The organism is Pantoea sp. AG1095 (assembly GCF_003208415.1).
GTDB classification, from domain to species: Bacteria; Pseudomonadota; Gammaproteobacteria; order Enterobacterales; family Enterobacteriaceae; genus Pantoea; species Pantoea leporis.
On sequence record NZ_QKMJ01000001.1, the window covers coordinates 284,957 to 297,668 of the forward strand.

Sequence of the window (12,712 nt, forward strand, 5' to 3'; positions counted from 1 at the left end):
CACGTCAGCTGCCAGCGTTATACCTCGCGTAAGGTCGTCATTCATGGCGACCTTATTAACCACACACTTCACAATGCGCATCCTGCGCCACTTTCATGCTGCGGAACTCCGCGCTCATCGCGTCGTACATCAATAAGCGTGCGCTAGCAGGTTGACCGAACGCCGTCAGCACTTTTAAGGTTTCCATCGCCTGCATTGCACCGACCACACCCACCAACGGCGCCATCACGCCGGCTTCAACGCAACTTAATACCTGATCGCCAAACAAGCGGCTGATGCAGCGATAACACGGCTCGCCGGGCTGCCAGGTAAACACGCTGAGCTGGCCTTCCATGCGAATCGCTGCGCCGGAAATCAGCGGCACCTTGTGCTGAAAACAGAGGCGGTTGATCTGCTCGCGGGTATCGACGTTATCGGTGCAATCCACCACCGCATCATGGCGCGCAATTAATGTGCTGAGCTGCGCGTCATCCAGCTGCGCATCAATCGGCTCCAGCTGGCAATGCGGATTAATTGCCGCCAACTGCTGCTGCGCCGAGGCGACTTTCGCTACGCCAATTTTCGCATCACTGTGCAGGATCTGGCGCTGGAGATTACTGAGGCTAACGCTATCGAAATCGAGCAACGTGAGATGTCCCACACCCGCCGATGCCAGATAGGGCGCCGCCGCACAGCCGAGTCCGCCGAGGCCGATCACCAACACCTGTGCCGCCTTTAGCTTTTCCTGTCCATCAAAATCAAAACCGCGCAGGACAATCTGACGGTTATAGCGCAGCATCTCTTCATCGCTCAACTCAACGCTCATTAGCCCTCCAGCAGGCTATTAAAGGCTTCGATCTCCACCCATTCGCCCGGTTCCACATCGCCGCGATCGCGCTCCAGCACCACAAAGCAGTTGGCCAGTGCGAACGAGCTGAACACGTGCGAACCTTGCGGACCGGTGCTGCGCACTTCCAGCACGCCATCGTCACCGCGGCTGAGAATCGCACGCTGGAAGTCGAGACGACCCGGCGATTTCTTCAAACGCTGGGTGGCGCGCGCACGTTGGCGTAGCGGCATGATGCGCGTGGTTTGGCCGGTTAAGGTGGCCAGCAGCGGCTGGACCAATTGATAGAAGGTTACCGCCGCAGAAACCGGATTGCCCGGTAAACCGCAGAACCAGCTGTTGGCCAGGCGACCAAAGGCAAAGGGTTTGCCCGGTTTGATCGCCAGTTTCCAGAAGGTGATGGCGCCGAGCTCTTCCAGTATCGCACGGGTGAAATCGGCTTCGCCAACCGACACGCCGCCGGTGCTGATCACCACATCGGCCTGGCGATCGGCTTCGGTAAAGGCGGTACGCAGCGCCGCCTGATCGTCGGCAATCACGCCGAGATCGATCACTTCGCAGCCCAGCTTGTTAAGCATTAACGCCACGGTAAAGCGGTTGGTATCGTAAATCTGACCTTCCGCCAGCGGCTGGCCGACCGCCTGCAGTTCATCGCCGGTGGAGAAGATTGCCACGCGCAGTTTGCGCAGCACGCTGACTTCAGCAATCCCCAGCGACGCCAGCAGCGGCAGTTCGGCCGCACCAAGGCGCACTCCGGCGTCCAGCACCTGTTTGCCCGCCTGAATGTCTTCACCGATGCGACGAATATTTTGCGCAGCCTGCACCGGCGCGGTAATCACAATGCCGCCGTCGCGTTGCTCCGTTTGCTCCTGCATCACCACGGCATCACAACCGGCGGGAATTGGCGCGCCGGTCATGATGCGGATCACGCTGCCCGCGGGCCACGCACCGTTAAACGGCGCACCGGCGAAGGCTTTACCTGCCACCGGGAACACGCGATCGGGTGCGATGTCGGCCAGACGCAGCGCGTAACCATCCATCGCCGAGTTATCAAACGAGGGGACATCGAGCGGCGAGTTGATCGGCCTGGCGGTGATACGTCCGGCGGCCTCAAACAGCGAGACGTTGATCGAATCGCTAATCGGCGTCAGCTGTTGCAGCATCTTTTGCTGCGCGTCTTCGAGGGAGATTAATCCTGCGGTAAAAGGTTCCATGTCCATCTCTGCCTGGTTAATTTCAGATGCGGTCTATTATGGGTAATGCGTGGCCGTTAAGCGAGAGTGCACTTTACTCAATCACTGCACATTCCGTAGCGGCGCAATTTATTGCGCGATAAATCGCGCCGCTACGGAATGTGCGAATGGTAAAAATGGTTTTCCTGTTTTACAGGTGCGCATCCGCTAAGCACATCACAACCAAAAAAGCATAATCCACAATAAAAGGTTATGACCGCGCAGGCAGTTTCTGCTTTACAAGATGAGGGTGCCTTTCTATAGTCGAAAATTGCCAAAAAAAGATGAAAACCATTCTAAATCAGTGTTTTTGGTTCTGATTCCTTAACAGGGTACCGGTTATGGCTAAAGCAGTTATCGCAATTCACGGCGGTGCGGGCGCGATTACGCGTGCGGCAATGAGCGCCGAAAAAGAGCAGCACTATCGTCAGCAACTCACCGCAATCGTTACCGCAGGCCAGCAAATTCTTGCGGCGGGTGGCAGCGCGTTAGATGCCGTTACCGAAGCCGTACGCCTGCTGGAAGAGTGTCCGCTGTTTAACGCGGGCAAGGGCGCGGTGTTCACCCATCAGGGCACGCATGAACTCGATGCCAGCATTATGGATGGTCGCACGCTGGACGTCGGCGCGGTCGCGGGCGTCAGCCACATCCGCAATCCGATCCTGGCGGCGCGTAAGGTGCTGGAGAATAGCCCGCACGTACTGTTTATCGGTGCGGGCGCAGAAGCTTTCGCCGCTGAGCAAGGTTTAGCGCCGGTCGACGCCGATTTCTTCTCCACGCCGGAGCGCTGGGAGCAGCTGCAGCGCGCGCTGCACAGCCAGCAGATGGTGCTGGATCACGACGGCGAAGCAAACAGTCACAGCGACGATCCGCTGGACCCGGATCGCAAATTCGGCACCGTCGGTGCGGTCGCGCTCGATCTTCAGGGTAATCTGGCGGCCGCCACCTCAACCGGCGGCATGACCAACAAACAGGCCGGTCGCGTGGGCGATTCGCCTTTAGTCGGCGCAGGCTGCTACGCCAGCAACGACACCGTAGCGGTCTCCTGTACCGGTACCGGCGAAGTGTTTATCCGTACGCTCGCCGCTTACGACGTGGCGGCGCAGATGCATTACGCCGGTCGCTCGTTGCAACAGGCCACCGCCAACGTCATTCATGACAAAGTGCAGGAGCTGGAAGGCAGCGGCGGGCTGATTGCCATTGACGCCGCAGGCAATGTGGCGCTGCCGTTTAACAGCGAAGGCATGTATCGCGGATTCGCCTATGTGAATGGCGATGTTGAGGTAGCGATTTACCGCGACAGCTAAGGAGCAGGCATGACGGACCAACAGCTGCAGTTTGCGCCGGAGCAGGTTCTGGCGGTGCGCGATCTTAACGTGCGCTTTGAGCATGAAGGGCGCATTACCGAAGCGGTACGCAACCTGTCGCTCGACCTGCATCGCGGTGAAACCCTGGCGCTGGTGGGCGAATCGGGCTCGGGTAAATCCGTCACCTCGCTGGCGCTGATGCGCTTGATTCAGCAGGCCGGCGGCGAAGTGAGCGGAGATATCCAGCTGCGGCGTCGCAATGGCGAGGTGCTGGATGTGATGCGCGCGTCGAACGGTCAGATGCGCAAAGTGCGCGGCGCCGATATGGCGATGATCTTTCAGGAGCCGATGACCTCGCTCAACCCGGTGTTCACCGTCGGCGAGCAGATTGCGGAATCCATCCGTCTGCATCAGGGCAAAAGTCACCAACAGGCGCTGGCGGAAGCGCGGCGCATGCTCGATCTGGTGCGCATTCCCGAAGCGCAAAATGTGTTATCACGCTATCCGCATCAACTCTCAGGCGGCATGCGCCAGCGCGTGATGATTGCCATGGCGCTGTCTTGCAAACCGGCGCTGCTGATTGCCGACGAACCTACCACCGCACTCGACGTCACTATTCAGGCGCAAATTCTGCAGTTGATCCGTGTGCTGCAAAAAGAGATGCAGATGGGGGTGATTTTCATCACCCATGATATGGGCGTAGTGGCGGAGATGGCCGATCGCGTGCAGGTGATGTATCGCGGCGATGTGGTAGAGCGCGCGTCGGTGCAGCAGCTGTTTGCCGATCCGCAGCAGCCCTATACCCGCGCGTTGCTGGCGGCGGTGCCCAAACTGGGGGCGATGCACGGCCAGCCGCTGCCGGCTAAATTTCCCTTATTGCATAGCAACGGACGTGAAGAACAGGCCGCACCGCAGGACACGGTGCGTCACGATCGACCGCCGATTTTGCAGGTGCGCGATTTAGTCACGCGCTTTGATATTCGCGGCGGCTTGCTCAATCGCGTTAAACGCCGCGTGCACGCGGTCGAGAAAGTCAGTTTCGATCTCCATGCCGGTGAAACGCTGGCGCTGGTGGGGGAATCCGGCTGCGGAAAATCCACTACCGGGCGTTCGCTGCTGCGGCTGGTAGCCAGCCAGGGCGGCACCATTACTTTTGACGGCCAACGCATCGATGCGCTGCAGGGCAATGCGCTGGCGTCGCTGCGTCGCGATATCCAGTTTATCTTTCAGGATCCTTACGCCTCGCTCGATCCGCGTTTGACCGTGGGGTTTTCGATCATGGAACCGCTGCTGGTGCACAAAACGCTGGATCGCCGTCAGGCGGAGAAGCGCGTTGCCTGGCTGCTGGAGCGCGTCGGCCTGCTACCGGAACATGCGCAGCGTTATCCGCACGAATTTTCCGGCGGCCAGCGCCAGCGCATCTGCATTGCGCGCGCGCTGGCGCTCAATCCCAAAGTGGTGATCGCCGATGAATCGGTGTCGGCGCTGGATGTGTCGATTCAGGCGCAAATCATCAACCTGATGCTCGATTTGCAGCGTGAATTTGGTATCGCTTTCTTATTTATCTCGCACGATATGGCGGTGGTGGAACGCATCAGCCATCGCGTGGCGGTGATGTATCTCGGACAAATTGTGGAGATGGGGCCGCGTCAGGCGGTATTTGAGCAGCCGCGCCATCCCTACACCAAAAAACTGATGGCCGCGGTGCCGGTGGCCGATCCGGCCCATCGGCATCGTGAGCGGGCGCTGATGGTGGATGAGATCCCCAGCCCGATTCGCCCGCTGGGCGATGAGCCAGAAGTGGCGCCTTTACTGGAAGTGGCACCGGGCCATTTTGTCGCCCGGCACGCAATTAGCGGCGCCTGAGCAGCAAACAACCGCACATCTTTGGATGTCGCGCATGACAGGGATTACAGGAGAACGATAACGATGCACCATATTATGCGAAAAGGGGTTATCACTGCCGGTTTGTTGAGTTCGGCGCTGGCGCTGCCCGCGTGGGCGGCGAAAGATGCGGTGATTGCGGTGGCCTCGACCTTTACCACGCTCGATCCGTATGACGCTAACGATACGCTGTCGCAGGCGGTGGCGAAGTCCTTCTATCAGGGCTTGTTCGGCTTCGATAAAGACATGAAGCTGACCAACGTGCTGGCGGAAAGTTATCAGGCGAGCAGCGACGGCCTGACCTACACCATCAAGCTGCGCGCCGGCGTGAAATTCCAGGATGGCACTGACTTCAATGCCGAAGCGGTGAAGGTGAACCTCGATCGCGCCAGCAATCCGGATAACCATCTCAAACGCTATAACCTGTTCAAATATATCGCCACCACCGAAGTGGTCGATCCGACCACGGTGAAAATCACCCTGAAGCAGCCGTTCTCGGCCTTCATCAACAACCTCGCGCATCCGGCGGCGGTGATGATCTCGCCGACCGCGCTGAAGAAATATGGCAAGGATATCGGCTTCCATCCGGTAGGAACCGGCCCGTTTGCCTTTGATACCTGGAACCAGACCGACTTCGTGAAAGTGAAGAAGTGGGACGGCTACTGGAAAAAAGGCTATCCGAAGCTGGATAGCATTACCTGGCGTCCGGTGGTGGATAACAACACCCGCGCGGCGATGCTGCAAACTGGCGAAGCGAGCTTTGCTTTCCCGGTGCCGTTCGAGCAGGCCAAACTGCTGGAAGGCAACAGCAAGCTCGATGTGGTCACCACGCCGTCAATCATGCAGCGCTACATCAGCCTCAACGTGACGCAAAAGCCGTTTGATAATCCGAAAGTGCGTGAAGCGCTGGAGTACGCCATCAACCGTCAGGCCCTGGCAAAAGTCGCCTTTGCCGGTTACGCCACGCCAGCCACCGGCATCGTGCCGCCGAGCATCGACTTTGCGCAGAGCTATCCGGCAATCAAATATGATCCGGCCAAAGCGCGCGAACTGCTGAAAGAAGCGGGCTTCCCGAACGGTTTCGAAACCACGTTGTGGTCGTCGCACAACCACAGCACCGCGCAGAAAGTGCTGCAGTTCACCCAGCAGCAGCTGGCGCAGGTGGGCGTGAAGGTGAAAGTGACGGCGATGGATGCCGGTCAGCGTGCCGCTGAAGTAGAGAGCAAAGGGCAGAAAGAGAGCGGTGTACGCATGTTCTACACCGGCTGGTCCGCCTCGACCGGTGAAGCCGACTGGGCGCTGACGCCGCTGTTCGCCACCACTTCATGGCCGCCAGCAATCTTCAACACCGCGTTCTACAGCAATCCGCAGGTGGATAAAGATCTCGCCGATGCGCTGAAAACCACCGATCGCGACCAGAAAGCTAAGCTGTACAAAGACGCGCAGGATCGCATCTGGAACGATCATCCGTGGATCCCGCTGGTGGTGGAACAACTGCTGTCAGCCAACAATAAAAACCTCAGCGGTTTTTATGTCATGCCCGATACCTCATTCAATTTTGATGAGGCCGATCTGAAGTAACAGACGCGGCCAGCCTTAGCGGGCTGGCCGATGCTGCGCAGGACTTCGCATGCTCAACTATTTTCTCAAACGATTACTGGGACTGATTCCCACGCTGCTGATTGTGGCGGTGCTGGTGTTCCTGTTCGTCCATTTGCTGCCAGGCGATCCGGCGCGCCTGATTGCCGGCCCGGAAGCGGATGCCTCGGTGGTGGCGCTGGTGCGTCAGGATCTCGGCCTCGATCAGCCGCTGATCAAGCAGTTCTGGCACTTTATGATCAATGCGGTGCAGGGCGATTTTGGCCATTCGCTGATCTCGAAACGTCCGGTGATTGACGAAATTGCCGCGCGCTTTTTCCCGACGCTGTGGCTGACACTCAGCAGCATGGTGTGGGCGGTGATATTCGGTATGGCGATTGGCATCACCTCGGCGGTGTGGCGCAATCGCTGGCCGGATCGCATCGGCATGACGCTGGCGGTGTCGGGCATCTCATTCCCGGCGTTTGCGCTCGGCATGCTGCTGATGCAGGTGTTTTCTGTCGAGCTCGGCTGGTTGCCGACCGTTGGCGCGGATAGCTGGAAACACTACATTTTGCCATCGATCACCTTGGGTGCAGCGGTGGCGGCGGTGATGGCACGCTTCACCCGCGCGTCGTTCGTGGAGGTGATGCAGGAAGATTACATGCGCACCGCGCGCGCCAAAGGGGTGCGCGAATCGCTGGTGGTGGTGAAACACGGCCTGCGCAACGCGATGATCCCGGTGGTCACCATGATGGGCCTGCAGTTTGGTTTCCTGCTCGGCGGCTCGATTGTGGTGGAGGTGGTGTTCAACTGGCCAGGCCTGGGCCGCTTGCTGGTGGATTCGGTCGAGATGCGCGATTACCCGGTGATTCAGGCCGAAGTGCTGCTGTTCTCGCTGGAGTTCATCCTGATTAACCTGATTGTCGATGTGCTGTACGCGGCAATCAACCCGGCAATTCGCTACAAGTAAGGAGTTGCAATTGAAGAACTGGCGACGAGCCGCGGCATTGAAAACCCTGCCGACTATCACGGAAAACCGGGTACGTACGCCGTGGCGCGAATTCTGGCGGCGCTTTAGCCGTCAGCATGTGGCGCTGCTGGCCGGACTGTTTGTGCTGCTGCTGATCGTGGTGGCATTTATCGCGCCGCTGATTGCGCCGTTTGATGCGGAAAACTATTTCGATTATGACCGGCTAAACGAAGGGCCGTCGCTGATGCACTGGTTTGGCGTTGACTCGTTGGGGCGCGATATCTTCAGCCGTGTGCTGGTGGGCACGCGTATCTCGCTGATCGCCGGTTTCTTCTCGGTGGCGATTGGCGCGCTGATCGGCACCGTTTTAGGTCTGCTGGCGGGCTATTACGAAGGCTGGTGGGATCGCATCACCATGCGTATCTGCGATGTGCTGTTCGCTTTCCCCGGCATTCTGCTGGCGATTGCGGTGGTGGCGATTATGGGCAGCGGCATGAGCAACGTGATTGTCGCGGTGGCGATCTTCAGCATTCCGGCGTTTGCCCGTTTGGTGCGCGGCAATACGCTGGTGCTGAAACATCAAACCTATATTGAGTCGGCACGCAGTATTGGCGCGTCGGACTGGACCATAATTATGCGTCACATCCTGCCCGGCACGGTGTCGTCGATTGTGGTCTATTTCACCATGCGTATCGGTACCTCGATTATCACGGCGGCGAGTTTGTCCTTTCTCGGCCTCGGCGCGCAGCCGCCCACGCCGGAGTGGGGCGCGATGCTCAATGAAGCGCGCGCCGATATGGTAATTGCGCCGCATGTCGCCATCTTCCCGAGCCTGGCGATTTTCCTCACCGTGCTGGCGTTTAACCTGCTGGGTGATGGTTTGCGTGATGCGCTGGATCCCAAATTGAAGACCTGATGGTGGGTCCGGTCGCCATAAATGGCGTAAGGCTCGTCAGTGACAAGATGAAAACTCAAATAATCGATCGCACACATTGTAGCGGCGCAATTTATTGCGCGATAAATCGCGCCGCTACGAAATGTGCGGTAATTTGACGCGGTGCTTGATTGATCGGCATTACGCCATTTATGGCGACCTCTTCAATAACCGCACCACTCCGGTCTTAAAACGTTTCCCAATTGTCATTACTGTGCACGGCGGCAGGCTGCGCGCGGGTTGGTGTTATCACCGGTTTCACCACTTTCGCCACCGTTGCAGTCGCCTGGCGCGTGCCGGTTTTGAAGCGGGCCACCGCAGAAGAGAGGCTGCTGGCCTGCTGCTCCAGCGACGCTGAGGCGTTAGCCGATTCCTGCACCAGCGTGGCGTTCTGCTGCGTGACGCGATCCATCTCGTTGACCGCCTGACCAATCTGGTCGATGCCGCGGCTCTGCTCATCGGACGCTGAAGCAATCTCGCCCATGATATCGGTGACGCGGGTAACAGCGCTGACGATTTCCTGCATGGTTTCACCGGCGCTGCTCACCTGCTGCGAACCGGTGTTGACACGCTGCACGGAATTCTCAATCAGCAGTTTGATCTCTTTCGCCGCCTGAGCGCTGCGCTGTGCCAGATTGCGCACTTCACCCGCTACCACGGCAAAACCGCGTCCTTGTTCACCGGCGCGCGCCGCTTCAACTGCCGCGTTGAGCGCGAGGATGTTGGTCTGGAAGGCGATGCCATCAATCACGCTGGTGATATCGGCGATTTTCTTCGAGCTGTCGGCGATATCGCGCATGGTTTTCACCACACCATCCACCACGTTACCGCCTTTGTCGGCGGTTTCCGAGGCGGTTTTCGCCAGCTGCGTGGCCTGACGCGCGTTATCGGCGTTCTGTTTCACCGTTGCGGTCAGCTGTTCCATACTGGCGGCGGTCTCTTCCAGCGATGCCGCTTGCTGCTCGGTGCGTGAAGAGAGATCGTTATTGCCGGTGGCAATCTCGCTGGCGCTACCAAAAATCGCATCCGCACTATCACGCACATTGTTGATGGTGCTGAGCAGCGACTGCTGCATATGGTTGAGGCTGGCGGCAATCGATGCCATTTCACTGCGGCCTTCCACCTGCAAACGGGCGGAGAGATCGCCGTCGGCGAAGCGCTCCATCTGCTGCTGCACCTGCTTCATCGGTGCCAGCAGGATGCGACGCACCAGAATCCACACCGCAACCAGCAACAGCACCACAACTATCGCCATCACGGCGACCAACACCAGCATGTGCTGATAGTTATTATCATATTCCGCATTGCGCTCGGCCAGCAGCTGCACGTTGAGCTCGCGCCATTGCTTGTACGCGACTTCCAGATCGTCCTGAGCCTGCTGGGCGTCAAGGTTGCCATAGGCGGCGTAATCATTGGCTTTCAGGAACGCTGCCGACTGTTTCAGTAATTCTGCGAAGGCAGCAAATTTAGCGTCGACTACACTGGCTGAATCAGCGCTTTGTCCGGCAATGCGCGGCATGCTCTGGTATAGGTCATAATGTTGCTTTGCTTCATCCAGTGACGCACCCGCGCTGATCAGCAGTTTGTTGATGGCGGCGACGGACGCTTCATCCGTTTGTTTTTTCAGGATACGAATGGCGACGCGGTTAATGATTACGCGCGTTTTCACCAGCGTTTGCCAACCGTCGGCCAGCTCACGCTGCTGATGTGACAGCTGATTACTGGTGGTGAAATTATGCTTTCCGGTAATCAGTGATGATAAAAACAGCGAGCCGGAAATCGCCTGCATCGCGGTGAAAACCACCAATATCATCATGATGGCTGTCACAATTTTCATTCGTTTAAACATAGGTGCGTCTCTGAGGAAGTAGGCTAATACCCAGGTTATCGGTATAAAAGCAAATCGCTTAAGTGCCAGCAGGAAATAATTACGTCACGGGACGATGAGAGGCGGGAAAAACAGATGAAAGCGTTTAACTACGAGCAGGATTTCAAGCACATCAATTTTCGCCAGCAGCCTGAGCTGTATCAGGTGGGGCGCGGCGAGCAGGGCGTGCTGATGGTCGAACCCTATAAAAGTGAGATTCTGCCGCACTGGCGTTTTCGCACCGTCGAGCTGGCAAAAGAATCTTCACAGCAGATTATGCAGCTATTTGAGGCATATCGCGCGCAGGACGATTTTGTCGGTATGGACATGGCGCGCAAATATATTCAGATGGGTTATACGCGTGCACGCCGCTACAGTAATCATCAGGGCGGGCGTAAATATGACGAGGCGGGCAACGAACTGCCGCGTACCACAGAAAAAGAGAAGGCCGCTGCGGCGGCCGTTTTCAAAGCGTGCTGGGATAAACTGCGCGCGGATACAGACTATCTGGCGCGCAAGCGTGCGCACCAGCAGAAGTATGGTTAAACGCGCGTGCCCCACAGATCGTATTCATCGGCGTGTTCCACTTTAACGCGGACCACGTCGCCGACTTTCACCTGACGATCGCCGTTCAGATAAACCGCGCCATCGATTTCCGGGGCGTCAGCCATGCTGCGTCCCACCGCACCTTCTTCGTCCACTTCATCAATCAGCACCAGCACTTCGCGGCCGATTTTCTCCTGCAGCCGTTCGCTGGAGATCTTCTGCTGCAGCTGCATGAAGCGATCAAAACGATCCTGCTTCACGTCGTCCGGTACCTGATCCGGCAGCTGGTTAGCAGTTGCGCCATCTACAGGGCTGTACTGGAAGCAGCCAACGCGATCGAGGCGCGCTTCCCGCAGGAAGTCGAGCAGCATCTGGAAATCTTCTTCGGTTTCACCGGGGAAACCGACGATAAAGGTTGAACGCAGCGTCAGCTCCGGACAGATTTCACGCCAGCGCTTAATGCGCTCCAGCGTACGCTCTACCGCGCCGGGACGCTTCATCAGCTTGAGGATGCGCGGGCTGGCGTGCTGCAGCGGAATATCGAGGTAAGGCAGAATCTTGCCTTCGGCCATCAGCGGGATCACATCATCCACATGCGGATAAGGATAAACATAGTGCAGACGCACCCACACGCCGAGTTTGGCTAACTGCTCGCACAGGCTCACCATGCTGGTTTTCACCGGCGATCCGTTCCAGAAACCGGTGCGATGTTTAACATCCACGCCGTAAGCGGAGGTGTCTTGTGAGATTACCAGCAGCTCTTTCACGCCCGCTTCAACCAGACGTTTAGCTTCGTCGAGCACCGAACCGATTGGGCGGCTATCAAGATCGCCACGCATTGATGGAATGATGCAGAAGGTGCAGCGATGGTTGCAGCCTTCGGAAATTTTCAGGTAAGCGTAATGGCGCGGCGTCAGTTTGACACCTTGCTCTGGCACTAAACTCAGGAACGGATTGTGTTCTGGTTTCGGCACATAAGTGTGCACATGCGACAGCACCTGCTCGTAGCTGTGCGGGCCAGTGATCTCCAGCACTTTCGGATGCACTTCGCGGATCTGATCCACTTTGGCACCGAGGCAACCGGTGACGATCACTTTGCCGTTTTCATTCAGCGCTTCACCAATCGCTTCCAGAGATTCCTGTACGGCGCTGTCAATAAATCCACAGGTGTTAACGATGACGATCTCCGCATCATCGTAGCGTGGCACCACGTCATAGCCTTCAGTACGCAGCTCCGTCAGGATGCGTTCAGAGTCGACGAGGTTTTTCGGACAGCCGAGGGAGACGAACCCCACGCGCGGTGGATTTTTGACATGGCTCATAAGGATAAAAATTCATCATAATTAGTGTGGATAGGGGGGCGATTGTACAGAGGTTGCCGGGGAAAATGTATAGGCTGTGTAAGAATCTCCTTATGGGGTAACTAATGCATGATGATTGTGCTTAACTCTGTTGGCGGTGCGGCTCACTCGCTGGCGCAATGGCCCTCTGTGGCGATCCGAGTTGTGTAAGCTGGCGCCTTTTGCTTAAATGTTGGGTCGGTGAAGGTAAGTTGTTATCTTCGC

The 12,712-nt window shown here is 57.6% G+C and carries 10 protein-coding genes; 6 read left to right on the forward strand and 4 right to left on the reverse strand.

What is annotated here, in order from left to right:
• Positions 1 to 55 precede the first annotated feature (55 nt).
• Both moeB and moeA read right to left on the reverse strand, forming a co-directional pair.
• Positions 56 to 805, reverse strand: coding sequence for a molybdopterin-synthase adenylyltransferase MoeB (gene moeB, locus DEU53_RS01395; RefSeq protein WP_110865814.1), 750 nt, complete (start codon positions 803 to 805; stop codon positions 56 to 58).
• Entirely contained in the window at positions 805 to 2,040 is a 1,236-nt protein-coding gene (moeA, locus tag DEU53_RS01400; protein ID WP_280172628.1) for a molybdopterin molybdotransferase MoeA, read from the reverse strand. The genes moeB and moeA overlap by 1 nt, the downstream gene beginning before the upstream one ends.
• Before the next feature lie 359 nt (positions 2,041 to 2,399).
• On the opposite strand from moeA, the gene DEU53_RS01405 reads away from it, so the two are divergent.
• From DEU53_RS01405 to gsiD, 5 genes are all read left to right on the forward strand, one after another.
• Entirely contained in the window at positions 2,400 to 3,365 is a 966-nt protein-coding gene (locus tag DEU53_RS01405; protein ID WP_101761004.1) for an isoaspartyl peptidase/L-asparaginase family protein, read from the forward strand.
• Between the two features lie 9 nt (positions 3,366 to 3,374).
• Positions 3,375 to 5,231, forward strand: a complete 1,857-nt coding sequence (gene gsiA / locus DEU53_RS01410) for a glutathione ABC transporter ATP-binding protein GsiA (RefSeq protein WP_101761003.1) — start codon at positions 3,375 to 3,377, stop codon at positions 5,229 to 5,231.
• Between the two features lie 63 nt (positions 5,232 to 5,294).
• Positions 5,295 to 6,830 (forward strand): glutathione ABC transporter substrate-binding protein GsiB, encoded by a 1,536-nt coding sequence (gene gsiB, locus DEU53_RS01415; RefSeq protein ID WP_110865816.1) that lies wholly within the window; start codon positions 5,295 to 5,297, stop codon positions 6,828 to 6,830.
• Between the two features lie 49 nt (positions 6,831 to 6,879).
• A complete protein-coding gene (gsiC, locus tag DEU53_RS01420) occupies positions 6,880 to 7,800 on the forward strand; it encodes a glutathione ABC transporter permease GsiC (protein ID WP_110865817.1) in 921 nt (306 codons plus the stop codon).
• Between the two features lie 10 nt (positions 7,801 to 7,810).
• Positions 7,811 to 8,716, forward strand: a complete 906-nt coding sequence (gene gsiD / locus DEU53_RS01425; protein WP_110865818.1) for a glutathione ABC transporter permease GsiD — start codon at positions 7,811 to 7,813, stop codon at positions 8,714 to 8,716.
• A gap of 205 nt (positions 8,717 to 8,921) precedes the next feature.
• Here the strand turns inward: gsiD and DEU53_RS01430 are convergent, their stop codons facing one another.
• Positions 8,922 to 10,583, reverse strand: a complete 1,662-nt coding sequence (locus tag DEU53_RS01430; RefSeq protein ID WP_110865819.1) for a methyl-accepting chemotaxis protein — start codon at positions 10,581 to 10,583, stop codon at positions 8,922 to 8,924.
• 114 nt (positions 10,584 to 10,697) lie between these two features.
• Between DEU53_RS01430 and DEU53_RS01435 the strand changes: the two genes are divergently transcribed.
• Positions 10,698 to 11,147: a DUF4385 domain-containing protein gene (locus tag DEU53_RS01435; protein WP_101760999.1), complete on the forward strand. Its 450-nt coding sequence runs from the start codon at positions 10,698 to 10,700 to the stop codon at positions 11,145 to 11,147.
• On the opposite strand, the gene rimO is transcribed toward DEU53_RS01435, so the two are convergent.
• The gene (gene rimO / locus DEU53_RS01440) at positions 11,144 to 12,469 is read right to left on the reverse strand and encodes a 30S ribosomal protein S12 methylthiotransferase RimO (protein ID WP_110865820.1); all 1,326 of its coding nucleotides are present in this window, start codon (positions 12,467 to 12,469) and stop codon (positions 11,144 to 11,146) included. The two genes, DEU53_RS01435 and rimO, sit on opposite strands and share 4 nt — an antisense overlap.
• Positions 12,470 to 12,712: the final 243 nt, after the last annotated feature.

Bases quoted from the DNA above. Each gene is read 5' to 3' on its own strand.
- DEU53_RS01405 (WP_101761004.1), top strand. From the start codon at position 2,400: ATGGCTAAAGCAGTTATCGCAATTCACGGCGGTGCGGGCGCGATTACG.
- moeA (WP_280172628.1), bottom strand. From the start codon at position 2,040: ATGGAACCTTTTACCGCAGGATTAATCTCCCTCGAAGACGCGCAGCAA.
- gsiB (WP_110865816.1), top strand. From the start codon at position 5,295: ATGCACCATATTATGCGAAAAGGGGTTATCACTGCCGGTTTGTTGAGT.
- DEU53_RS01430 (WP_110865819.1), bottom strand. From the start codon at position 10,583: ATGTTTAAACGAATGAAAATTGTGACAGCCATCATGATGATATTGGTG.
- moeB (WP_110865814.1), bottom strand. From the start codon at position 805: ATGAGCGTTGAGTTGAGCGATGAAGAGATGCTGCGCTATAACCGTCAG.
- rimO (WP_110865820.1), bottom strand. From the start codon at position 12,469: ATGAGCCATGTCAAAAATCCACCGCGCGTGGGGTTCGTCTCCCTCGGC.
- DEU53_RS01435 (WP_101760999.1), top strand. From the start codon at position 10,698: ATGAAAGCGTTTAACTACGAGCAGGATTTCAAGCACATCAATTTTCGC.
- gsiA (WP_101761003.1), top strand. From the start codon at position 3,375: ATGACGGACCAACAGCTGCAGTTTGCGCCGGAGCAGGTTCTGGCGGTG.
- gsiC (WP_110865817.1), top strand. From the start codon at position 6,880: ATGCTCAACTATTTTCTCAAACGATTACTGGGACTGATTCCCACGCTG.